Source organism: Escherichia sp. TC-EC600-tetX4 (assembly GCF_019356055.1).
Classification (GTDB): Bacteria; Pseudomonadota; Gammaproteobacteria; order Enterobacterales; family Enterobacteriaceae.
In genome coordinates this window covers 2456412-2477356 of record NZ_CP079924.1, presented here as the reverse complement: position 1 = coordinate 2477356, position 20945 = coordinate 2456412, and the positions used below count along the sequence as shown (strand labels likewise).

27 protein-coding genes are annotated in these 20945 nt (G+C 48.0%); 11 read left to right on the top strand and 16 right to left on the bottom strand.

The window, feature by feature from the left end; genetic code table 11:
* Positions 1 to 23 precede the first annotated feature (23 nt).
* Positions 24 to 1469: a p-aminobenzoyl-glutamate hydrolase subunit AbgB gene (gene abgB, locus KXD89_RS11965; RefSeq protein ID WP_001156451.1), complete on the bottom strand. Its 1446-nt coding sequence runs from the start codon at positions 1467 to 1469 to the stop codon at positions 24 to 26.
* Positions 1469 to 2779 (bottom strand): p-aminobenzoyl-glutamate hydrolase subunit AbgA, encoded by a 1311-nt coding sequence (gene abgA, locus KXD89_RS11960; RefSeq protein WP_000444929.1) that lies wholly within the window; start codon positions 2777 to 2779, stop codon positions 1469 to 1471. Before abgA ends, abgB begins: the two co-directional genes overlap by 1 nt.
* Positions 2780 to 2954: 175 nt before the next feature.
* Between abgA and KXD89_RS11955 the strand changes: the two genes are divergently transcribed.
* Complete coding sequence (locus tag KXD89_RS11955; RefSeq protein ID WP_000885458.1) at positions 2955 to 3863, top strand: LysR family transcriptional regulator; 909 nt, start codon at positions 2955 to 2957, stop codon at positions 3861 to 3863.
* A 329-nt stretch (positions 3864 to 4192) separates the two neighbouring features.
* Entirely contained in the window at positions 4193 to 4756 is a 564-nt protein-coding gene (gene smrA / locus KXD89_RS11950; protein ID WP_001046829.1) for a DNA endonuclease SmrA, read from the top strand.
* A 20-nt stretch (positions 4757 to 4776) separates the two neighbouring features.
* On the opposite strand, the gene dgcM is transcribed toward smrA, so the two are convergent.
* Positions 4777 to 6009: a diguanylate cyclase DgcM gene (gene dgcM / locus KXD89_RS11945; RefSeq protein WP_000628058.1), complete on the bottom strand. Its 1233-nt coding sequence runs from the start codon at positions 6007 to 6009 to the stop codon at positions 4777 to 4779.
* A 193-nt stretch (positions 6010 to 6202) separates the two neighbouring features.
* Here dgcM and ydaN point away from each other — a divergent pair, with 193 nt between their 5' ends.
* The 4 genes from ydaN (at position 6203) to dbpA (ending at position 9098) form a co-directional block, all read left to right on the top strand.
* Positions 6203 to 6250 carry a protein YnaN gene (gene ydaN, locus KXD89_RS11940; RefSeq protein WP_211180494.1) on the top strand — a complete coding sequence of 16 codons (48 nt, stop codon included), beginning with the start codon at positions 6203 to 6205 and terminating at the stop codon, positions 6248 to 6250.
* Between the two features lie 13 nt (positions 6251 to 6263).
* A complete protein-coding gene (gene zntB, locus KXD89_RS11935; protein ID WP_000387388.1) occupies positions 6264 to 7247 on the top strand; it encodes a zinc transporter ZntB in 984 nt (327 codons plus the stop codon).
* A gap of 274 nt (positions 7248 to 7521) precedes the next feature.
* Positions 7522 to 7695 carry a protein YnaL gene (gene ynaL / locus KXD89_RS22455; protein WP_001296046.1) on the top strand — a complete coding sequence of 58 codons (174 nt, stop codon included), beginning with the start codon at positions 7522 to 7524 and terminating at the stop codon, positions 7693 to 7695.
* A 29-nt stretch (positions 7696 to 7724) separates the two neighbouring features.
* On the top strand, positions 7725 to 9098 hold the full coding sequence (gene dbpA, locus KXD89_RS11930) for an ATP-dependent RNA helicase DbpA (RefSeq protein ID WP_000123737.1): 1374 nt from the start codon (positions 7725 to 7727) through the stop codon (positions 9096 to 9098).
* 128 nt (positions 9099 to 9226) lie between these two features.
* On the opposite strand, the gene ttcA is transcribed toward dbpA, so the two are convergent.
* The 10 genes from ttcA to kilR all read right to left on the bottom strand — a co-directional run bounded on the left by ttcA (position 9227) and on the right by kilR (position 16443).
* Positions 9227 to 10162 (bottom strand): tRNA 2-thiocytidine(32) synthetase TtcA, encoded by a 936-nt coding sequence (gene ttcA, locus KXD89_RS11925; protein WP_001157406.1) that lies wholly within the window; start codon positions 10160 to 10162, stop codon positions 9227 to 9229.
* Between the two features lie 51 nt (positions 10163 to 10213).
* A complete protein-coding gene (locus KXD89_RS11920) occupies positions 10214 to 11449 on the bottom strand; it encodes a site-specific integrase (protein ID WP_000040852.1) in 1236 nt (411 codons plus the stop codon).
* A 1-nt stretch (position 11450) separates the two neighbouring features.
* The gene (gene xisR, locus KXD89_RS11915) at positions 11451 to 11666 is read right to left on the bottom strand and encodes an excisionase XisR (RefSeq protein WP_000079604.1); all 216 of its coding nucleotides are present in this window, start codon (positions 11664 to 11666) and stop codon (positions 11451 to 11453) included.
* Positions 11667 to 11744: 78 nt separating this feature from the next.
* The gene (gene rcbA / locus KXD89_RS11910; protein ID WP_000276809.1) at positions 11745 to 11954 is read right to left on the bottom strand and encodes a double-strand break reduction protein RcbA; all 210 of its coding nucleotides are present in this window, start codon (positions 11952 to 11954) and stop codon (positions 11745 to 11747) included.
* Complete coding sequence (ralR, locus tag KXD89_RS11905; RefSeq protein ID WP_001317028.1) at positions 11947 to 12141, bottom strand: type I toxin-antitoxin system endodeoxyribonuclease toxin RalR; 195 nt, start codon at positions 12139 to 12141, stop codon at positions 11947 to 11949. The genes rcbA and ralR overlap by 8 nt, the downstream gene beginning before the upstream one ends.
* Positions 12142 to 12197: 56 nt before the next feature.
* Entirely contained in the window at positions 12198 to 13007 is an 810-nt protein-coding gene (recT, locus tag KXD89_RS11900; protein WP_000166319.1) for a recombination protein RecT, read from the bottom strand.
* Positions 13000 to 15600, bottom strand: a complete 2601-nt coding sequence (recE, locus tag KXD89_RS11895; protein WP_000105143.1) for an exodeoxyribonuclease VIII — start codon at positions 15598 to 15600, stop codon at positions 13000 to 13002. Before recE ends, recT begins: the two co-directional genes overlap by 8 nt.
* A 101-nt stretch (positions 15601 to 15701) precedes the next feature.
* On the bottom strand, positions 15702 to 15977 hold the full coding sequence (locus tag KXD89_RS11890; RefSeq protein ID WP_000632297.1) for a protein RacC: 276 nt from the start codon (positions 15975 to 15977) through the stop codon (positions 15702 to 15704).
* A gap of 74 nt (positions 15978 to 16051) precedes the next feature.
* Positions 16052 to 16222: a YdaE family protein gene (locus tag KXD89_RS11885; RefSeq protein WP_001352098.1), complete on the bottom strand. Its 171-nt coding sequence runs from the start codon at positions 16220 to 16222 to the stop codon at positions 16052 to 16054.
* On the bottom strand, positions 16222 to 16443 hold the full coding sequence (gene kilR, locus KXD89_RS11880; RefSeq protein ID WP_000560225.1) for a killing protein KilR: 222 nt from the start codon (positions 16441 to 16443) through the stop codon (positions 16222 to 16224). The genes KXD89_RS11885 and kilR overlap by 1 nt, the downstream gene beginning before the upstream one ends.
* Positions 16444 to 16884: 441 nt before the next feature.
* On the opposite strand from kilR, the gene KXD89_RS11875 reads away from it, so the two are divergent.
* On the top strand, positions 16885 to 17373 hold the full coding sequence (locus KXD89_RS11875; RefSeq protein ID WP_001312793.1) for a superinfection exclusion B family protein: 489 nt from the start codon (positions 16885 to 16887) through the stop codon (positions 17371 to 17373).
* Here the strand turns inward: KXD89_RS11875 and KXD89_RS11870 are convergent.
* The 3 genes from KXD89_RS11870 to racR all read right to left on the bottom strand — a co-directional run bounded on the left by KXD89_RS11870 (position 17370) and on the right by racR (position 18455).
* Positions 17370 to 17525, bottom strand: coding sequence for a YdaF family protein (locus tag KXD89_RS11870; protein ID WP_001169151.1), 156 nt, complete (start codon positions 17523 to 17525; stop codon positions 17370 to 17372). The two genes, KXD89_RS11875 and KXD89_RS11870, sit on opposite strands and share 4 nt — an antisense overlap.
* A gap of 10 nt (positions 17526 to 17535) precedes the next feature.
* Positions 17536 to 17670 carry a phage protein gene (locus KXD89_RS22315; RefSeq protein ID WP_000233809.1) on the bottom strand — a complete coding sequence of 45 codons (135 nt, stop codon included), beginning with the start codon at positions 17668 to 17670 and terminating at the stop codon, positions 17536 to 17538.
* 308 nt (positions 17671 to 17978) lie between these two features.
* On the bottom strand, positions 17979 to 18455 hold the full coding sequence (racR, locus tag KXD89_RS11865; protein ID WP_000948459.1) for a DNA-binding transcriptional repressor RacR: 477 nt from the start codon (positions 18453 to 18455) through the stop codon (positions 17979 to 17981).
* Between the two features lie 123 nt (positions 18456 to 18578).
* Between racR and ydaS the strand changes: the two genes are divergently transcribed.
* The 4 genes from ydaS to KXD89_RS11845 are packed head-to-tail and all read left to right on the top strand — an operon-like array spanning position 18579 to position 20943.
* Positions 18579 to 18875, top strand: a complete 297-nt coding sequence (gene ydaS / locus KXD89_RS11860) for a toxin YdaS (RefSeq protein WP_000712069.1) — start codon at positions 18579 to 18581, stop codon at positions 18873 to 18875.
* 22 nt (positions 18876 to 18897) lie between these two features.
* Positions 18898 to 19320 (top strand): toxin YdaT family protein, encoded by a 423-nt coding sequence (locus tag KXD89_RS11855; RefSeq protein WP_000693797.1) that lies wholly within the window; start codon positions 18898 to 18900, stop codon positions 19318 to 19320.
* A 12-nt stretch (positions 19321 to 19332) separates the two neighbouring features.
* Positions 19333 to 20190, top strand: a complete 858-nt coding sequence (locus tag KXD89_RS11850; protein ID WP_000899748.1) for a YdaU family protein — start codon at positions 19333 to 19335, stop codon at positions 20188 to 20190.
* 6 nt (positions 20191 to 20196) lie between these two features.
* Positions 20197 to 20943 (top strand): ATP-binding protein, encoded by a 747-nt coding sequence (locus tag KXD89_RS11845; RefSeq protein ID WP_000788970.1) that lies wholly within the window; start codon positions 20197 to 20199, stop codon positions 20941 to 20943.
* The last annotated feature ends 2 nt before the right edge of the window (positions 20944 to 20945 follow it).

Here is a 20945-nt window from a genome sequence, read left to right as displayed (position 1 = left end):
TTGTTGTGTTTGCGTTGTTGTTGTTATTTTAAAGGTGACGGTGTCACGTTTTTCGGGATAGGGCAGTGATACGGTTGCGTGTCCGTTACTTGCTGATGCTCTTGTTGGCATTCTTGCAATAGCCCTGAATCAAGGAAGAGATTGACTGTGGTTGCTGCCATAGTTTTCGCCGCCAGCAGCATTCCTTTATGAGCAATAGATGTTCGCCCCTGGCTAACCAGTTGCCACGTATGTAGCGGTGTACCGACGGCAAAACAGGGGCTGAAACACTGGGCAACAGGCAGTTTCCAACTGACGTCGCCGACATCAGTCGATGCCGCAAGCACGTTATCGGTGGCGGCATATGGAGCGACTTCATTCGCCAGTACCGTTTCACGATGACGTAGTGCAAAAACCTTGCCGTTTTCGCCACCGGTTGCGGCGATATTATTCAGACTGTTTTGCCGATCGTTGGAGGTGAGCGTAGCCTGAATTTGTTTCGCAAAAGCCAGTTCTTCGGAGTTCCATTCCGGGGTACCAAAATGGGATAGGGCCTGGTACATGGCATTTTCTAAGGTGCGATTCGGGAGATAACTGGAACAGGCTTTGTCGAAGCGGCATTCAACCGTGGTTTCGGTCATCAATGCCGCACCTTCGGCGATTTTGGCGACCCGATCATAAATATGCTGCACGTCGGTCATTTCGGGGGCGCGGATAAGATAAAGCACTTCTGCCTGCGCCTGGACCACGTTGGGCGAGATCCCGCCGCTATTTGTGATGGCATAGTGTACGCGCGCTTTTTCAATAATATGTTCGTTGAGGAAGTTGGTGCCAGTGGTCATCAACGTTACGGCATCAAGGGCGCTGCGTCCCAAATGAGGGGAATTCGCGGCATGTGCTGCGATCCCTTTAAAGCGCCATGATGCCTGAATGTTTGCCAGCGTGCGGGTATTGAACATACCGGCAAAGGCTTCCGGGTGCCAGGTGAGTGCCGCATCCACATCATCAAATACCCCCTCGCGAACCATGAACGTTTTACCCGAGCCGCCTTCTTCGCCAGGACAACCATAAAAGCGCACCGTGCCGCCTTGCCCATATTGTTCCAGCCATTTCTTGACGGCTATTGCAGCGGCAAAGGCGGCGGTTCCCAGCAAATTGTGTCCGCAACCGTGACCATTTTCACCGGGCGTCACGGATGTAGGTTGCGCGCAACCTGCTTGCTGACTTAAACCTGCCAGGGCGTCATATTCTCCCAGCAGGGCGATAACCGGTTTGCCTTGACCAAACGAAGCAATAAAGGCATTTGGGATATTGCCTACGTTGCGGGTAACGGTGAAGCCTGCAGATTCCAGCGCCGAAGCCAGATGCTCCGCTGACCAGAACTCTTCAAAACGTGTTTCTGGATGATCCCAGATTTGATCGGCAATATCGGTATAACGTTGGCGATCGGCTTCAATCGCATCGTCGATAAAACGATAGATTTCCTGCATCAGATACCTCGCGTCCAGGGAAAATTGAGCGCGGTGCGCGCCAGCGTTTCGACGGCAATAGCGAGAACCTGCTCGTCAAAATCGAATTTTTCGTTGTGATGACCTGCCGCCAGCTGTGTGCCAAACACCACGTAGGAGGCTTGCCCTTGATGTTGCTGCACGCGGGCCATCATTAATGTGGCATCTTCGGAACCCGCAGGCGCTTCAACACGTTCAATGGCCTGATTGACCCCCGCGACCTGAGCCGCCTGACTTTGCAACCATGCGACCCATTGCGGCGAAGGAGAACTGGCGGTAGCTGCACCCATCAGACGAGTTTCAACGCCGACACCATACATGGTTGCTGCGCCCTGAATCGCTTGTTGTGCACGGTCAAAAACATATTGATTAATGACGTCGCTGGCCCCGCGTGTTTCCACTTTCAGCAACGCCGAGGCAGGAACAACGTTACGACCGCTTCCTGCCTGCATAACGCCCACGTTTACTCTGGAAGCTCCTTCGCTGTGCGGGGCGATTGCATGCAGTGCAAGAGTGGCTTGTGCTGCCGCCAACAAGGCATTGTGACCGTCTTCTGGTTTTGCGCCTGCGTGAGCGGCGGTACCGGTGAAGTGCGCGTCAAATTTGGTGGTTGCCATAAAATTATCACTGCCGCACACCACGGTGCCCGCAGGTACGCCAGTGCCAATGTGCACGGCAGTAAAATAATCAACATCATCTACGACACCTGCATCGACCATCGCCCGCGCGCCACGCGTACCTTCCTCTGCAGGCTGAAAAATCAGTTTGATGACGCCATGTAGTCCGGACTCGAACTGTTTAAGGGTATGCGCCAGCCCAAGCCCAATGGCGGTATGTCCATCATGACCACAGGCATGCATCATTCCGGCGTTACATGACGCAAAACCGTCGCGGTAGGGGCGATGGCTGACATCCTGCTCTTCACTGAGATCCAGCGCGTCCATATCGACACGGAAAGCCATCACCGGACCGGGGCGACCGGTATCCAGGGTGGCGACGATACCAGTGAAACCACCTTCAAAAGCCGCAATCCATTGTGCTAGCGCACCCTGTTGACGAGCGCGCTCGAATTCGCGTTGTAGAGTGAATTCATCAGGTAATCCCATCCGGCTACTTTCATTAACTACTTCGCGACCCAGCGCCAGTGAATAGCCGAGCTGGTGCAATTCTTCCGCAACAAGGGTGGCAGTGCGGAATTCCACCCAGCCAGACTCTGCATAGTGATGAAAATCACGTCGCCAGTGCGATAATTTTGGGGCAAGCGAATTAACAAATTGATTCAAAGACTCCATAACCTTTCCCGTCATCAGTAAAAAGTGTGACCCGGTTCACGTAGCGATAGTTTTTACTTATCACTAACTGATTTTTCACAGTTTTAACCGTTCATAAATTACCCTGACACAATCATCTGCATTAAAGTAGATGCCAGTTTCTTTGGTCTGATAAATAACGGTTATCGGTGGCGTCATGGCTTTTCAGGTAAAAATTCATCAAATTCGGGCTTTTGTTGAAGTGGCTCGTCAGGGCAGCATTCGCGGAGCGAGCCGAATGTTGAATATGTCGCAACCGGCACTGAGTAAATCTATTCAGGAGCTAGAAGAAGGGTTAGCGGCGCAACTCTTTTTTCGCCGTAGTAAAGGCGTGACGTTAACTGATGCCGGTGAAAGTTTTTATCAGCACGCCAGTCTAATTCTTGAAGAGCTGCGCGCAGCCCAAGAGGATATTCGCCAACGACAAGGGCAACTGGCAGGGCAGATTAATATCGGCATGGGGGCCAGTATTTCCCGCAGTCTGATGCCAGCTGTCATATCTCGTTTTCATCAGCAGCATCCGCAGGTAAAAGTACGCATTATGGAAGGGCAACTGGTGTCGATGATTAATGAATTGCGTCAGGGAGAATTGGATTTCACCATCAATACCTATTATCAGGGACCGTACGACCACGAATTTACTTTTGAGAAATTACTGGAAAAGCAATTCGCGATCTTTTGCCGCCCGGGACACCCCGCCATTGGTGCCCGTTCGATCAAACAGTTACTGGATTACAGCTGGACAATGCCGACGCCACACGGCAGCTACTACAAACAGTTGAGTGAATTGCTTGACGATCAGGCGCAAACGCCACAGGTCGGTGTAGTCTGCGAGACGTTCTCAGCCTGTATCAGTCTGGTGGCAAAAAGCGATTTTCTCAGCAAACTGCCTGAAGAAATGGGCTGCGATCCCTTGCACGGACAGGGGCTGGTGATGTTGCCGGTTAGCGAAATTTTACCGAAAGCGGCCTATTATTTGATTCAGCGGCGTGATAGTCGCCAGACACCACTGACCGCGTCATTAATCACGCAATTCCGGCGAGAATGCGGCTATCTGCAAAGTTAAAACTGCATAAAAAAATAGAGTCTGTCGACATCCGCCAGACTCTACAGTACACACAGCAGTGCATCCGCGTCTTAAATCCGGCATTGTCTCCTCTGCGCCGGTGACTGTGTTATAACGGTTTTAACCTTTAGTTGCCAATTTTCTTCAGTGACAGATTTCACGAAAATATAAGTTACATTATTAATATCGTGAATGAATAATCATGCATAAGTATTTTGCTTAAAATATCGGCAATATTTGGAACTTATTACTGGAAATTTGGGTAATACGTTGTTGGACCGACCCGGTCTGGTTATCATATCGCGCTCTTAATTGCGGGAGGATGTAACATGAACCTTGACGACAAATCGCTGTTTCTTGACGCCATGGAAGATGTCCAGCCGCTGAAACGTGCTACCGATGTCCACTGGCATCCAACGCGTAACCAACGTGCGCCGCAGCGTATCGACACGCTGCAGCTTGATAATTTCCTCACCACCGGATTTCTCGACATCATCCCACTAAGTCAGCCGCTGGAGTTTCGGCGGGAAGGGTTGCAACATGGGGTGCTGGATAAGCTGCGCAGTGGTAAATATCCGCAACAGGCGAGCCTGAATCTTTTGCGCCAGCCGGTGGAAGAGTGCCGCAAAATGGTGTTCAGTTTTATTCAACAAGCCCTGGCGGATGGTTTGCGTAACGTGCTGATTATTCATGGTAAAGGGCGGGATGATAAATCGCATGCCAATATTGTCCGCAGCTATGTGGCGCGCTGGCTGACCGAATTTGATGATGTTCAGGCATATTGCACCGCGCTACCGCATCATGGCGGCAGCGGGGCGTGTTACGTCGCACTACGTAAAACGGCGCAGGCGAAGCAAGAAAACTGGGAGCGCCACGCTAAGCGCAGTCGTTGATCTCGAGACGCATCCGCGGCTTATGCCGCCAGCACGCGGTTGCGTCCATCATTTTTCGCCCGATACAAAGCATCATCAACGCGTTTAAACAGTTCATCGATGCTTTCATTTCCTTCGTGATGCGCCACACCAATGCTGACGGTAAAGCGTGGTAAGCCCGAAATACTCACTTTTGCCACGCTTACGCGGATAGTTTCAGCCAGCGAAAGCGCGGTATCCAGTGGGGTTCTTGGTAGCAATAAGACAAACTCTTCGCCTCCCCAACGAAACACCAAATCGCCTTTGCGAGCGCAACTTTCGAGGGTGCGGGCGAGGGCGCATAACACCTCATCACCTTTAGAATGCCCATAGAGATCGTTAATGTGTTTAAAACGATCGGTGTCGATGAGCAACAAGCTGTAATCCTGAGCGATGGCGAGATGCTGCATTTGGCCTGGTTCCGTAATGTGATAAAACTGTCGCCGATTCAGTAATCCGGTCATCGCGTCATGGTGAGCAGCATGTTCCAGCTGCTCCTCCAGCCGTTTTTGCTCAGTAATATCATGCACAATACATAACATGAGCTTGTCGCCATAAATTTCAATCGGTCCGGCATAGGTCTGCACATGACGAGTCGAACCATCCGCCAGTTTATGAACAAAATTCAAAGGTTTATGACCACCGGGTAAATGCGAGATTTCATGCATGATAGGCATGACGCGACGCCCGAGCATATTTATTTCCCAGGTATGTTTCTGGCACATCGTTTCATGGTTATAACCATAGAAATTGAGCGCGGCGAGGTTAGCATCGACGATTTGTCCATCTCGTGACGGGTCAATCAACAACATTGGTGCAGAGTTAGTCAGAAAAAAGCGCGCATAAAAACCTTGTTTTTTGCGCTGATAATTTGCCGAGCGACTGGCTTTTAAACCCAGCGTTGCCGGCGCTTCGATACCTTCGAAAATAATCACCGGTTCTGTTTCTGTCAGCTTTCGCAAAACAAGCCGACAGCTCAATGCTGTTTCCTCTTCTTTACGCTGAACAGTGAGGATTTCGATAATATCGTGTTGGTTTTGCAGATCGGAGAGGTATTTCGGCAGTTCTTTTTGTGAGGAGACGGAATAGGGTCCGGTTCGTAGCTGACTAAACGTGAGGTCTTGCATCAACAGTTTCGCCGCGCTATTGGCATAAATTAACTGTTCCTCAAAGGGCGAAACGATCCAGACAGGACTGGTGAGTAAGTCCAGGGTATTGAAGTTGTGCGTAATCATTGAGATCCCGTTATTTTTATCAATTTTTGTTGCTATCCGATCGCAAAAAAGCCACGTCATATGATCAGATAATTCTGATAATGATAGACGCTATTTAACACTTCACACGGTTTGTATACGGAAAAGCATTTTGCTTTTTGTATTCAATTTAGACAGAATTTTATTAATCATTTCAGGGTAATGGGGTGATGAGATGTTGCGTAACAGGGCCAGAAGGCTAGACTACAAAATAATGCGTTGATGATGGAGGCACTGTGGAAGCGATTAAGGGATCGGACGTTAATGTCCCGGATGCAGTATTTGCCTGGATGCTGGATGGTAGAGGCGGCGTTAAACCGCTGGAAAATACAGATGTGATTGATGAAGCGCATCCCTGTTGGCTCCACCTTAATTATGTACACCATGATAGCGCCCAATGGCTGGCGACAACACCGCTGCTTCCCAATAACGTACGTGATGCGCTGGCGGGCGAGAGCACGCGTCCCCGAGTCAGCCGTCTCGGTGAAGGCACGCTGATTACATTGCGCTGTATAAACGGCAGCACCGATGAACGCCCCGATCAACTGGTCGCCATGCGTGTATATATGGACGGGCGGTTAATTGTTTCGACCCGACAACGCAAAGTGCTGGCGCTGGACGATGTGGTGAGCGATCTGGAAGAGGGCACGGGTCCGACCGATTGCGGGGGATGGCTGGTGGATGTGTGCGATGCGTTGACCGATCATTCCAGTGAATTTATCGAGCAGCTGCACGATAAAATTATCGACCTTGAAGATAATCTCCTTGATCAGCAAATTCCACCGCGTGGATTCCTGGCTCTGCTGCGCAAACAATTAATTGTGATGCGTCGCTATATGGCACCGCAACGTGATGTTTATGCTCGTCTTGCCAGTGAACGTTTGCCGTGGATGAGCGATGACCAACGCCGTCGGATGCAGGATATTGCCGATCGCCTTGGGCGCGGCCTTGACGAAATCGACGCCTGTATAGCACGGACTGGCGTGATGGCGGATGAAATCGCTCAGGTGATGCAGGAAAATTTAGCTCGTCGTACCTATACAATGTCGTTGATGGCAATGGTCTTTTTACCCAGTACCTTTCTGACCGGGTTATTTGGCGTCAACCTTGGTGGGATCCCTGGCGGCGGGTGGCAATTCGGATTTTCAATTTTTTGTATTCTGTTAGTTGTTCTTATTGGTGGTGTTGCTTTATGGTTGCATCGTAGTAAATGGTTGTAACAAAAGCAATTTTTCCGGCTGTCTGTATACAAAAACGCCGCAAAGTTTGAGCGAAGTCAATAAACTCTCTACCCATTCAGGGCAATATCTCTCTTGCAGGTGAATGCAACGTCAAGCGATGGGCGTTGCGCTCCATATTGTCTTACTTCCTTTTTTGAATTACTGCATAGCACAATTGATTCGTACGACGCCGACTTTGATGAGTCGGCTTTTTTTTGCCTGTTATTTATCAGCGTCTACCCTTTAAGAGTCCACCCAATGACCAGAGGGAAATATGACGACACTTATTTATTTGCAAATTCCTGTCCCTGAACCGATTCCTGGCGATCCTGTTCCAGTGCCCGATCCGATCCCTCGCCCGCAACCCATGCCTGACCCACCACCCGATGAAGAACCGATTAAATTGTCGCATCGTGAGCGTAGATCTGCGAGGATACGCGCCTGCTAACTTTGCGTCGATGACCACGAGAATAGATTGTGACCGCTTTTTCTACCCTGAATGTTTTGCCTCCCGCCCAACTCACGAACCTTAATGAGTTGGGTTATTTAACCATGACGCCGGTGCAGGCCGCCGCGCTTCCGGCGATCCTTGCCGGAAAAGATGTTCGCGTGCAGGCGAAAACCGGCAGCGGCAAAACGGCGGCTTTTGGCCTCGGCTTGTTACAGCAAATTGATGCGTCGCTATTTCAAACCCAGGCTTTAGTGCTGTGTCCTACGCGTGAACTGGCGGATCAGGTGGCAGGTGAATTGCGTCGGCTGGCGCGTTTTCTGCCAAATACCAAAATTTTGACGTTGTGCGGTGGTCAACCGTTCGGTATGCAGCGTGATTCGTTGCAACATGCGCCGCATATTATCGTGGCAACGCCGGGGCGTTTGCTGGATCACCTGCAAAAAGGCACGGTATCACTGGATGCGTTGAATACGCTGGTGATGGATGAGGCCGACCGCATGCTGGATATGGGATTTAGCGATGCCATTGATGATGTCATCCGTTTTGCGCCTGCATCTCGACAGACGCTTCTGTTTTCGGCAACCTGGCCGGAAGCCATCGCTGCAATCAGCGGACGAGTGCAACGCGATCCTTTGGCGATTGAAATTGACTCAACAGATGCTTTGCCACCCATTGAACAACAATTTTATGAGACATCCAGCAAAGGCAAAATTCCTCTGTTGCAACGGTTATTAAGCTTGCATCAGCCATCCTCTTGCGTGGTGTTTTGCAATACCAAAAAAGATTGCCAGGCTGTCTGCGACGCGCTGAATGAAGTAGGGCAAAGTGCATTGTCATTACACGGCGATTTGGAGCAACGCGATCGCGATCAGACCCTGGTACGTTTTGCTAACGGTAGCGCCCGTGTACTGGTCGCGACTGATGTTGCTGCGCGTGGTCTGGATATTAAATCGCTTGAGCTGGTGGTGAACTTTGAGCTGGCGTGGGACCCTGAAGTTCATGTACATCGCATCGGTCGTACAGCTCGTGCAGGAAATAGCGGTCTGGCGATCAGTTTCTGTGCTCCGGAAGAAGCACAGCGGGCCAATATCATTTCTGACATGTTGCAGATAAAACTTAACTGGCAAACGCCGCCAGCTAATAGTTCCATTGCGACGCTGGAAGCAGAAATGGCAACGTTGTGTATCGATGGCGGGAAAAAAGCCAAAATGCGCCCGGGTGATGTATTAGGTGCACTGACAGGAGATATCGGGCTTGATGGCGCAGATATTGGCAAAATCGCCGTGCATCCGGCGCATGTCTATGTCGCGGTCCGTCAGGCTGTTGCTCATAAAGCATGGAAACAGTTACAGGGCGGGAAGATTAAAGGAAAAACGTGCCGGGTGCGGTTATTAAAATAATGAAATGTTGAATTGCCGGGTGCAAGAGTAAACATCTTATTCGGGATTGCCGGATGCGACGCTGGCCGCGTCTTATCCGGCCTCCATAAGAGTAGCCCGATACGCTTGCGCATCGGGCGCTATCCTGGTTATTTCACTTCAACCACATTCAGCCGTAACTCATCCAACTGATTTTCATCTTCTTCTGGCTGCCAGCACGCCGGTTGTAGTGGGATCTCTTCGCGATCAAACGCCAGATCACCCCCGTTAACCACTTCAGAACCGTGGGTGATGCCTTTGAAATCGAACAGGTTGGTATCGCACAGATGCGACGGCACCACATTCTGCATCGCGCTGAACATCGTCTCGATACGCCCTGGATAACGTTTATCCCAGTCACGCAACATGTCAGCAATCACCTGACGTTGCAGGTTAGGCTGTGAACCGCACAGGTTGCACGGAATAATCGGGAACGCTTTTGCATCGGCAAATCGCTGAATATCTTTCTCGCGGCAGTAGGCCAGCGGACGAATAACGATATGTTTGCCATCATCGCTCATCAGTTTCGGAGGCATACCTTTCATCTTACCGCCGTAGAACATATTTAAGAACAACGTTTGCAGGATATCGTCACGATGGTGACCCAACGCGATCTTCGTCGCCCCCAGTTCCGTTGCGGTACGATAAAGGATACCGCGACGAAGGCGAGAACACAGTGAGCAAGTGGTTTTGCCCTCTGGAATCTTCTCTTTCACGATACCGTAAGTATTCTCTTCAACAATCTTGTACTCAACGCCCAGCTTTTCAAGATACTCGGGCAGAACGTGTTCCGGGAAGCCCGGTTGCTTTTGATCGAGGTTAACAGCCACCAGCGAAAAATTGATTGGCGCGCTTTGCTGCAAATTGCGCAGAATCTCCAGCATGGTATAGCTGTCTTTACCCCCGGAGAGGCAAACCATGATGCGATCGCCTTCTTCAATCATATTGAAGTCAGCAATGGCTTCGCCCACGTTACGACGCAGACGTTTTTGTAATTTGTTCAGGTTGTATTGTTCTTTCTTTGTAATTTGTTGATTTTCTTGCATTATTTCAGTTCTCTGGTACTAAATGGGGCAAATTGGGGGCAAACTTTGCAACTACGATAACCGCGCATTCAACATGGCTATCTGTTCGTCGTTCATGTCATCAATCCACATACCGTAAATTTCATACACCATCTGCGCAGTTTCATGCCCCATTTGGCTGGCTATAAATGCCGGGTTCGCTCCTGCCGTCAACAGCCAGCAGGCAAAAGTATGCCGCGTATGGTACGGATTACGGCGGCGAATACCAGCACGTTTTACTGCTGCATTCCACCTTGCCCCCAAACTGCTTACCGAGTAATAAGGTTTTTGTTTTCCGTTACACACCCTGGGCATGAAAACAAAATGCAGTTTTTGCTTTTCGGTTCTGCCGTACTCCCGATGATAAAAGGTGATTTCGCTTTTGCGATGATGCCCGGTCAGTTTGTATTGCTCCTTCAGTGCTTCAAGAGCAGGCTGCAGTAGTGTTACTGTTCGGATCCCGGCATTTGTTTTTGGGGGACCGAACATATCAAGTATCGTCAGGTTTCTTCTGACATTCACTATTCCCTTTTCGAGATCCACATCCTCCCACGCCAGAGCTGCCAGTTCCCCGTGACGAAGTCCTGAGTAAACGGCAAATTTCCACAAGTTCTGGCTCTGTCCTTTTTCACTTTCCATTAATGCATTGAATTCTGTTTTAGATAACGGATCAGGCTTTATTCTGTTTCGCTGTAATTTTTTTACTCCTTCAAATGGTTTGGTTGATATAAATCCCGACTGATACGCAAAACGCAACAGCGAACAGAGCAGGGCGATATAGTTATCAACTGTGCGCACGGTTCTTCCTTTTTTGTTGGATCTTGGATTATCCAGGTAAAGCGTTTCTCCATGCAGCAGTTCATTCCGGTAGTTTAAGATATCGCTATAACGAATATGTGATATCGGGGTACTTTCACAAATTATTATTCTGAGTGTTTTTAATTGTGATTTCGTTTTCTTCATTGTGTTTGTTGTTAACTCTGTCTCTTTAATTTTTGTCCAGATATCACAAAGCTCTCCGAACGTTTTTATGACTCTCGTTGTCACCATTTTTGCCCCAGTGCTGGACTGGGGAAAACGTCTTAAATACTCAAATTCACCGGAGTTTATTTCATGAACTATCAGCGCTCTTAAATTTCCGGCCTTTTTAATATTACTGTTTGTAATCTCCCAGCCTTTTAATGTTTCCCGACATCGTTTTCCTCGAAACATGAACCAGATGCGAATGTATCTACCTCTAATCTCGACACCTGTTGGTAATTTAGACATATCATGAGTCTTTGATAAACTGATTTATCTTTGGATAGTTGTACCAGATAATCCCTCGTTTGCTGTCTGGCTTACCTAAAGGAGATACTCGTTTGAAGTGGAAGCCCTCCACCCAACAGTTCTGGCGGTATGCTTCAATTTGTCTGGCCCCCAGACCAGTGCGAAGCATCAGGCCGTATTCAACCATCCACTCTTCATTAAAGATTACTTGTGCCATCGCATCACCTCTGGCAGGCGCCAATGTTAGACTGAAATTGACGCCCGATGTTGATTATTAATAATCAGCTATGAAGTTTTAATTTGAATACAATGCAATTCTCGAGGACTGAAGTTTCTCGCAATTAAAATTTATCAGTTTTACTTTCTGCTCTCTGGAAACGCCTGCTTCTTTTTTACCTGAGAGCATTTTTTCGCATTCTGATTTCGTTAGTTTAGATTTTGAATATCTTGTCCAGTTAGTAGGAGTGCCACCTTCCTTTTCAATAGTGGCGGTAATTTTATACATGAACACCTCCATTATTATTTCCAGTGGTTCGTTTATTCCATCTTTCGAGTGCTTCTTTTTCACTTCCACCATAACCGGTTCGGGATTCGCATCCGTTACACTTCGCTCGGTAATATCCTGAAATGGCTTTCACCGTTACTGATGGACAACCACAAAATGGACATGGTTTAACATTGTCATATCTCATAATTTTTCTCATAAAAAATATTTCAAGTTGGCGGTGCATTACACCGCCAGGCTGAATTATTCCTCTGAATTATCGATTACACTGTATTCCCCGGTTAATACAGAGGAATCTGCAGGATCGATTGTCAGTGGTTCCTTTTCATCCATTGATACTGCACGCTGGATCTCAATTGATACGGGCAAATATTTGAACAGGCGACGAATAGCCGTTTTCTTTGCCATTTCTTCCCAGTGAGTTACCCACGGCCCGTTATTACCAGCTTTACTCAGGCTGCGCACCAGCTCAATCTGTTTGCGCGTCATAACTTCAAACTGAGTACCTCCGTCTTTCAGTCTTGCGACAGCATAGACGTGGGTAACCGGGGCATCTTCGTTTTCTCCCGGGCGGTGTATTAACTTTTCATCAAGGCCAAATTCGAAGCTAAACTCGTCACCTTCACGGACAACACGGGCTGACAGGCTGGCGATTTGACCAGAACGGCGAGCCAGATCAATCATGCCGCGATAGCCAATGATTAGCTGAACGTTCTTTTTACCGCTCTTTTCGTTTTTATTACCAAAAGGCAGTAAATATGCATGACCGAGGGCGCTACCTGGCTCAAGTCCGAGCTGTGAACACTGTACGATCGCACTGACAAAACTCATAGTGTCACAGTTTCCTAACGCCGGAACTTTACGAATTTCTGTGGTGGCGATACGGATCATACGTTCAGCCGTCATATGGCGTGGAAGAGCTGCTGCCAGTTGCTCTTTCATTGATGGCTGGTTAATAAAACTAATCACGTCGCTATTTTTAACTGCTGCTGGTGCACGGTTTCCCTGAGTTTTTTGCAGATCGGCTTTTGCGATTGGTGGTTGCTTAGTCATTTGCATATTCCTTAGCCCAGCGGGGCAGTGATAATGTCTTAATAGCTGGCCATTCATCGGTATTCAGGCAGTCAGACAGGGTTCGCAGATTGCGGTGATATTCCTGTTGACCTGCCAGTTTTGCTTCTTCGCCCATCATGAAAATTTCAACCGGATAACGTCCGCATTCAATAGTTGTGCTGGCAACCAGAAAAACGAAAGTTGGCTGCACTCCAAACTGTGCTTCATAACCGTCACTGTAGAATGCATCCTGAACGTGATAGCGGTAGTCGTAATAAGCGGTTTTGAATCGTTGAATATCCGCCGTAGTTTTCACGTCCATGATCCAGTGAAATTCAGGGATAATTTTGTCCGGACGGCACCGACACAAAATTCCTGTTTCAGGATCTTCCCAGTAAATTGATGATTCAGCGTGTCCGGCGCTTTCAACAAGCCATTGCCCCAGCGGCAAAGCCATAACGCTTTGATACATGAGTTCAATTTTCCGGCCTTCTTCCGCAGTGATAACCGTTTTTCCTGTGCTTGCGCATTCCATCAGAAACGCTTTCTCTTCTTCTTTTCCGGCGTTTGTACGGCGGTTAAATTCAGGTGCTACGATAAAGCGGTTACTGAATTCTTCCGGTTCAAGTACCCGGCAGTGGAAAGCAGTTCCTAAATCGAGCGTTTTTGTCTTTGTGGTGTCCACGGGGGCATTTTTACGCCACAAATATAGTGCCGGAGTATCAGCAATGTCATCGAGCTGAGACTTACTGATACCGGGACCCGCGTGGTAATTCTCATTCGAAATTCCGTAATAAATACCTGGCTCTATGTCTTCTACGATTACGGGATCTGCGACTTCGCCAGTTTCATCACTGCAATCGCGATGCGGATCGCTGCCAGCATTCTCATTGTGCGGATGTTCAGCGCCTTCCATTTCCTCCGGATCATTTTCCTTAGCTTCAACCTGACTCTCTTCATCGAATGTTTCCTGGTATGTTGCGTCGCCCATCACCGCACCACAGTCAGGGCAGTTATCCCCGCCAGTCTGGCCGCAGGCATTGCAGGCTATTTCCGGTTCCTGTTGCACTACTGGCTCAGGTTGATTCATATCTGGGCTGGTTTTTTCCGTTTCTGGCTGGTTCTGGTACACACAATCGCGAGTCTGGATCCCCTTTACCCATTTCGGATCGTTCGGGTCGCTAATTCCGTCAACAAATTCACCACGTGATGCAGCAAGCAATTTATCGTCATCGACAGGATTTTTTGATGGAATGTTTTTCCGGGCTTCATGGAGTTCTGCCCGCAGTTCCTGATATTTCGCATCAACAGAATTTACCTGTGACTGAGCATCCAGCGGCTGCGTGTCCTGATGATGTTCAGTTGCGTCCGGTTCCATTGTTTCAGCCTCTCCCTGTTCAACTGCCGTTGTTCCAGATGGTTGCGGTTTTTCTTCATCATCCTGTTTTCCTTCTTCTGTTACTCGCTGCGGCATCGGGGCAGAGGAGCGACCGCAGGCAATATCCACGATTTCCGGATCAGGGTTGGCATGATCGGTTTCAGTCAGTACTTTGTTCAGATATTCAGTGACGTGCGCGGGGATGACCTCGATCCCAATTGGTGCTTCTTTTACGGACGCAACCACGATGGCGCGGGAATAATCCAGCCCGCCAGGCATGGTGATGAATTTGTCGCGGAAAACAGAAAAGGGCGGTTTATTTTCAGCGATAATTTCCTCAATGCGTTTAGCGTGTGCCGGATGAAGGTTATAGATGTCCAGATCCATTGAACGGGCCAGTACGCCAGTGGCTACGTCGCGCGCCAGTGACGTCAGATCGTGTACGAAACCTTCGCCGCGATCGGTGAGGTTTCCGCCGCCAGCATTAGCACCGGAAGCCGTGCGAGTGATGTGTGAAACACGATTACCCTTCATCCACTCTTTTGTCAGCAGTCCTCGATCGGTGTAGTCAGCGTTCAGGTATGCTTCGAAAAAAGCAGTTATCAGTCCCAGGTTTGAATTACCAGGATTAGGGAAAACTTTGTCAGTGTCACGAACCAGTTTGTGGAGTTCGCGAATTTCCAGCGGGTCGAGCAGGCTGGTTTTGTGGGAAACAGCCAGGGCAGTAACAGCCGGTAGTTCTTCAGCCCGAGCAATGTGTAATGCCTGGAGTCCGTCGCGTGAAACGTGCGTTACCGGTTTTTCGCTGCCGTGTTGAGCAAGCCAACGAATGGGCAGTTCCTGGCCAGAAATTGGGAGTAGCATATTCTCCTCAATCTCAGTCATGTCTTCGCCGTTGACGTTGGTATTGCCTTGATAGTGAGCGTTGTCTGGTGCTGCTCCCGGTTTTAGTTCCCATGTCATGGAGTCTTTGCTGAGTTGATAGCGTTCACTCCAGGTAAAATCGATCTCACCTTCAGCGGGCAGGTCATTAACGACAGGAAAATTCGTGGCAACAGCTTTAAAATAGCTGCTCAGTTTTTTACCTGACTTAACGATCAGGTAGTCCAGAGTGGCACAGGTCGATTCAAAATCGTTGCTTGCCCACAGGACGACGTCAGGTTCACCGGATGATTTTTTCGCTTTCCGTAACAGGAAGAGTGGTTTTGTGCTCATTGTTTTTTAACCTCAACTCAGATTAAAATTCGTTTTGTTCAGTGAATGATCTTGCCGGATACACACTGTTCATAGCCTGCGCCATACGCAGGCTATTTCTTTCAGATTTCACCTTTTAATTTCATTGCAATTAGAGTTGCCAGAAATTCGGCTTTTTTTTCTGCGGGCAGATTCTTTCCGATATGCACCAGGCACATTTTTTTGACACCTTCATCAAGTGTTTTTACGTTGCCTGATGGACCATCGATATCAACCACAGTGAATGGGGTTTCTTTATTTTCTGTTTTAATTACGTAGCCAATGCGCTTTCCTTCCAGATTCACCTCGTGAACAATGTCATCGGTAGTTACAACAGTGGCTTCATAATTGGTAATCATGTTTTTCTCCTTAATTAAGGTTGAGCGAATACCTGCCATTTCTGGCATAAATTCAGTTTCGAATAGTCAATTAATTAAAGTTCATGTGCCATCTGGTCTTTTTCGGCACAAGCTTCACTGCAATATTTTCTCGGTTCGTCTTTTGATAAAATCCCGTGCATGAAGTGAAGCATTCTTTCAATAGCTTTGCTTTCTTCAACGTCTTTTTTGCAAAGGTGGTAAGCACATTTTATTTTCTTAGTCATCACCATGACTCCGCCTTTACAGGTAAACCATCACGACCGAGGAAGACTTTAATCATGCGGTCAGTAATGAATGTTTTTGTGGTCAGGTTACGAATATATAGTTTTCGCTTTTTAATATTGTTTGCCGAGGCAATATATGTCCGGCCTTCATGAAGAACATAATCGCCAGGAGTCACACACTGACGTGGTATTTCATCAGTTCCGAAGTGATGTGCAATCATAATTATCTCCATTTTTACAAATGAACTTTGTTGATGCGGTGTCTGGTGCCTCCAGGTGACTGCAACCAGTTAACAATTACAGTCGGCTTTCCCACCCAAACCAATAAGGACTAACATGACTTTTAACTGTGCCACGTGCGCTTAGCCGCATTCACCGCATCACAAAATTCACTTTAAAAAGGGCGGACATCAGCCGAACTTCAAGAAAAAAACTGATGCCGCCAGGACTACACACAGCAATGTCGTTATTTACAACCGGAGGCGCACTCCCACCATTTAAATTTAACAGACAAGACCGACTCTTTATGGATATCGGAAATGCGCCTTCGTGTTGTGCCCGGTTTTATTTCACCACCTCCGGGCTTCGGTGGTCTCGGCTATACCCCTACAGCGAGAGCTTGTGTTAACATTTCAATACCCTTACAGTTGAGAGTTATTGATATGTTGGATGTATTTACTCCATTGTTGAAACTTTTTGCTAACGAGCCACTCGAAAGACTTATGTATACGATTATCATTTTTGGTCTCACTCTCTGGCTGATACCGAAAGAGTTTACTGTCGCATTCAATGCTTATACTGAAATACCTTGGCTCTTTCAGATTATCGTTTTTGCCTTTTCTTTCGTGGTCGCCATTTCCTTCTCAAGATTGCGAGCACATATTCAAAAGCATTATTCATTACTACCAGAGCAACGAGTATTGCTTCGTTTATCTGAGAAAGAAATCGCTGTATTTAAAGATTTCCTTAAAACAGGAAATCTTATTATCACTTCTCCTTGCCGTAACCCGGTTATGAAAAAATTAGAACGGAAGGGCATCATTCAACATCAGAGTGATAGCGCAAACTGTTCTTATTATCTCGTCACCGAAAAATACTCCCATTTTATGAAGTTATTCTGGAACAGCAGGAGTAGACGTTTTAATCGTTAGCTTACTGTGTGCTTCTCCAACCATCGGCGCGCACCAGTTTCGGTTTTAAATGTTTTGCTTTTGGTATACGTCATGGCAGTGAACGTTCCATCCTGGTTGGGGAACACGCCGCACACCAGGGATTCGTTGTTGCCGAGGTCGATTTTTTGCATTTTGCGAATCTCACATCTTGTTGCTACGTATAGCGACTTCTGCCTGCCAGAGATCCCAGTCGTTGCTGCGTAAAGCCTGCACAGCCTGGTTGTAAGTGATACCGCAACAATCCATCAAATACTGAACTACTTCGTAATGCACCATCTTATCTCTCCCCTTAACGCCGGGTGGCGGAACTAACTGCTGCACTGCAAAATTTGAATCCCGCCGTCATGTTCATACGCCTCGGGCTGGCTACTTAACCCCTTACCACTGCCTGGTAACTCGAAGTATTGCCCGGCGTTCTGTGGGGCGGGGTGGGTGGTATGCTGGAACTATAGGTAATGCCTAATTGATTGTCAATAGGCTATGCCTAATGTTTTGAGCGTAACCTAATAGGTGATGGCGACAGCAGAAAGTGATGGGGGGGTTAAATAACGGAATCCAGGAGTTTTCCGTCAGACCATATAAGTTTAAGTTCCAGTTTTTGTGATGTTCTGGCTTTTCCGTTCAGATTCAAGAGCTTTCAGATACTTACCCACTTTCATTTCCATCGCTGCTATGTAGGCGCGAACATCGTGGTCAACCCAATCTGGTTCTGTAGCATTTCCAGATAACAGGAAAGCTACAATCGCTCTTATTTCATCAGAGGCTGCTTGATAAAGGTTGTTTATATCTAAAAGTTCACTTTTTGTATCTGAATTGGTGGGGGTTGGTATGGGGTATTCGTTAAGCCCCCAATGCTCTGGACCAACAACATCAGAAAAGAAACGCCATAATTCTGGAAGTTTATCTTTACTTATAGAGCCTTTCTTAATCCAGTCATAAATTGATGGTGGTTGGACTTTAAAGTGGCGTGCGACCTCCGCCTTTGATTTGACGGATCCCGATGCGATTTTTTTGTTAATGGCCTGCTCTATCGCTCGGCCTAAGTCTTTACCACTAAGCATTGCTTAATATTCTCCTATGCGCATTACATTAGGCAATCCCTACCCTTACTGCATTAGGCACAGCCTATTGACAATTGCGTTAGGCGTCGCCTAATATTTCTGTGTGTTTTTGGAGTTCATTCGATGAAAAAAGAGAACTATTCATTCAAGCAAGCTTGTGCTGTTGTCGGTGGGCAATCAGCAATGGCTAGGCTTTTAGGTGTATCACCTCCAAGCGTAAATCAATGGATCAAAGGGGTACGTCAATTGCCTGCCGAGAGATGTCCAGCAATTGAACGTGCAACAAGAGGTGAGGTTCTGTGCGAAGAACTTCGTCCTGATATTGACTGGTCATATTTACGACGTTCGGCATGTTGTTCGCAGAATATGTCAGTGAAGCAACTAAATGACAGTAACAAATCCTCATTTGATCATACCTGAAACATCAAGAGGCAAATGATTCATGAAAATCAAGCATGAGCACATCGAATCAGTGTTGTTTGCCCTAGCAGCCGAAAAAGGGCAGGCATGGGTAGCCAATGCAATTACTGAAGAATATCTGCGCCAGGGGGGCGGCGAATTGCCCCTGGTTCCAGGCAAGGACTGGAACAATCAGCAGAATATCTATCACCGTTGGTTGAAAGGTGAAACGAAAACGCAAAGAGAAAAAATTCAGAAGCTGATCCCAGCAATTCTGGCAATCCTTCCGCGCGAGCTGCGTCACCGACTCTGCATCTTCGATACCCTGGAACGCCGTGCATTACTGGCGGCGCAGGAAGCGTTAAGTACGGCAATTGATGCGCATGATGATGCAGTCCAAGCCGTTTACCGGAAAGCGCATTTCAGCGGCGGCGGTTCTTCCGACGATTCTGTCATTGTTCATTAAGCAAAAGTTTCCATGCTGTTTGTGCTTATTCTAAGCCACCGGGCAGCATCATACGGGGCAATTATGGCCGCATTACCATACATGCAACTGTACATAGCTGATTACCTGGCTGACACCATGCATTTGTCAGCAGAGGAGCATGGTGCGTATTTGTTGCTGATGTTCAATTACTGGCAAACAGGAAAGCCAATACCTAAAAACAGGCTGGCAAAAATTGCCCGTCTGACTAACGAGCGATGGGCTGATGTTGAACCATCCTTGCAGGAGTTTTTTTGCGATAACGGCGAGGAATGGGTGCATCTTCGGATTGAGGAAGATCTGGCATCAGTCAGGGAAAAATTAACCAAAAAATCAGCCGCAGGAAAAGCATCTGTTCAGGCCAGAAGAAGCAGAAAGGAAGCAGATGTTCAAACAAAACAAGAGAGAAATTTAACAGGTGTTCAAACAGATGTTGAAGTGGTGTTTGAACATGATGTCAACACAAAGGCAACTAATAAAGATACAGATAAAGATCTAAAAACAGATCCCCCCCTAAATCCCCCCCGGGGGAATCGAGGTGTCAAAAAGTTTGACCCTCTGGATATTACTTTGCCGAACTGGATTTCTGTCTCGCTTTGGCGTGAGTGGGTTGAATTTCGCCAGGCATTGCGAAAACCGATTCGAACGGAGCAGGGCGCTAACGGGGCGATACGGGAGCTGGAAAAATTCCGCCAGCAGGGTTTTTCACCTGAGCAGGTGATTCGACACAGCATCGCCAATGAATACCAGGGCTTGTTCGCGCCGAAAGGTGTTCGACCTGAGACGTTACTCCGACAGGTTAACACCGTCTCGTTACCGGATAGTGCGATCCCGCCAGGCTTCAGGGGGTAACTGACCATGAAAAATATTGCGACAGGCGATGTTCTTGAACGTATCCGCAGACTGGCCCCGTCACATGTAACCGCGCCATTCAAGACGGTAGCGGAGTGGCGCGAGTGGCAACTTTCCGAAGGCCAGAAACGTTGTGAGGAGATCAACCGTCAGAATCGTCAGTTGCGGGTGGAAAAAATTCTGAATCGCTCTGGCATCCAGCCATTGCACCGCAAATGCTCGTTTTCGAATTACCAGGTGCAGAACGAAGGGCAGCGATACGCGTTGAGTCAGGCGAAATCCATCGCTGATGAACTGATGACCGGGTGTACAAATTTTGCGTTCAGCGGAAAACCTGGTACCGGGAAGAACCACTTAGCGGCAGCTATAGGGAATCGCCTGCTGAAAGACGGTCAGACAGTGATTGTGGTTACCGTGGCTGATGTTATGAGTGCCCTGCACGCCAGCTATGACGATGGGCAGTCAGGCGAAAAATTTTTGCGGGAACTGTGCGAAGTGGATCTGCTGGTTCTTGATGAAATTGGCATTCAGCGCGAGACGAAAAACGAGCAGGTGGTACTGCACCAGATTGTTGATCGCCGGACAGCGTCGATGCGCAGCGTGGGGATGCTGACAAACCTGAACTATGAGGCCATGAAAACATTGCTCGGCGAGCGGATTATGGATCGCATGACCATGAACGGCGGGCGATGGGTGAATTTTAACTGGGAGAGCTGGCGTCCGAATGTCGTCCAGCCAGGAATTGCGAAGTAATT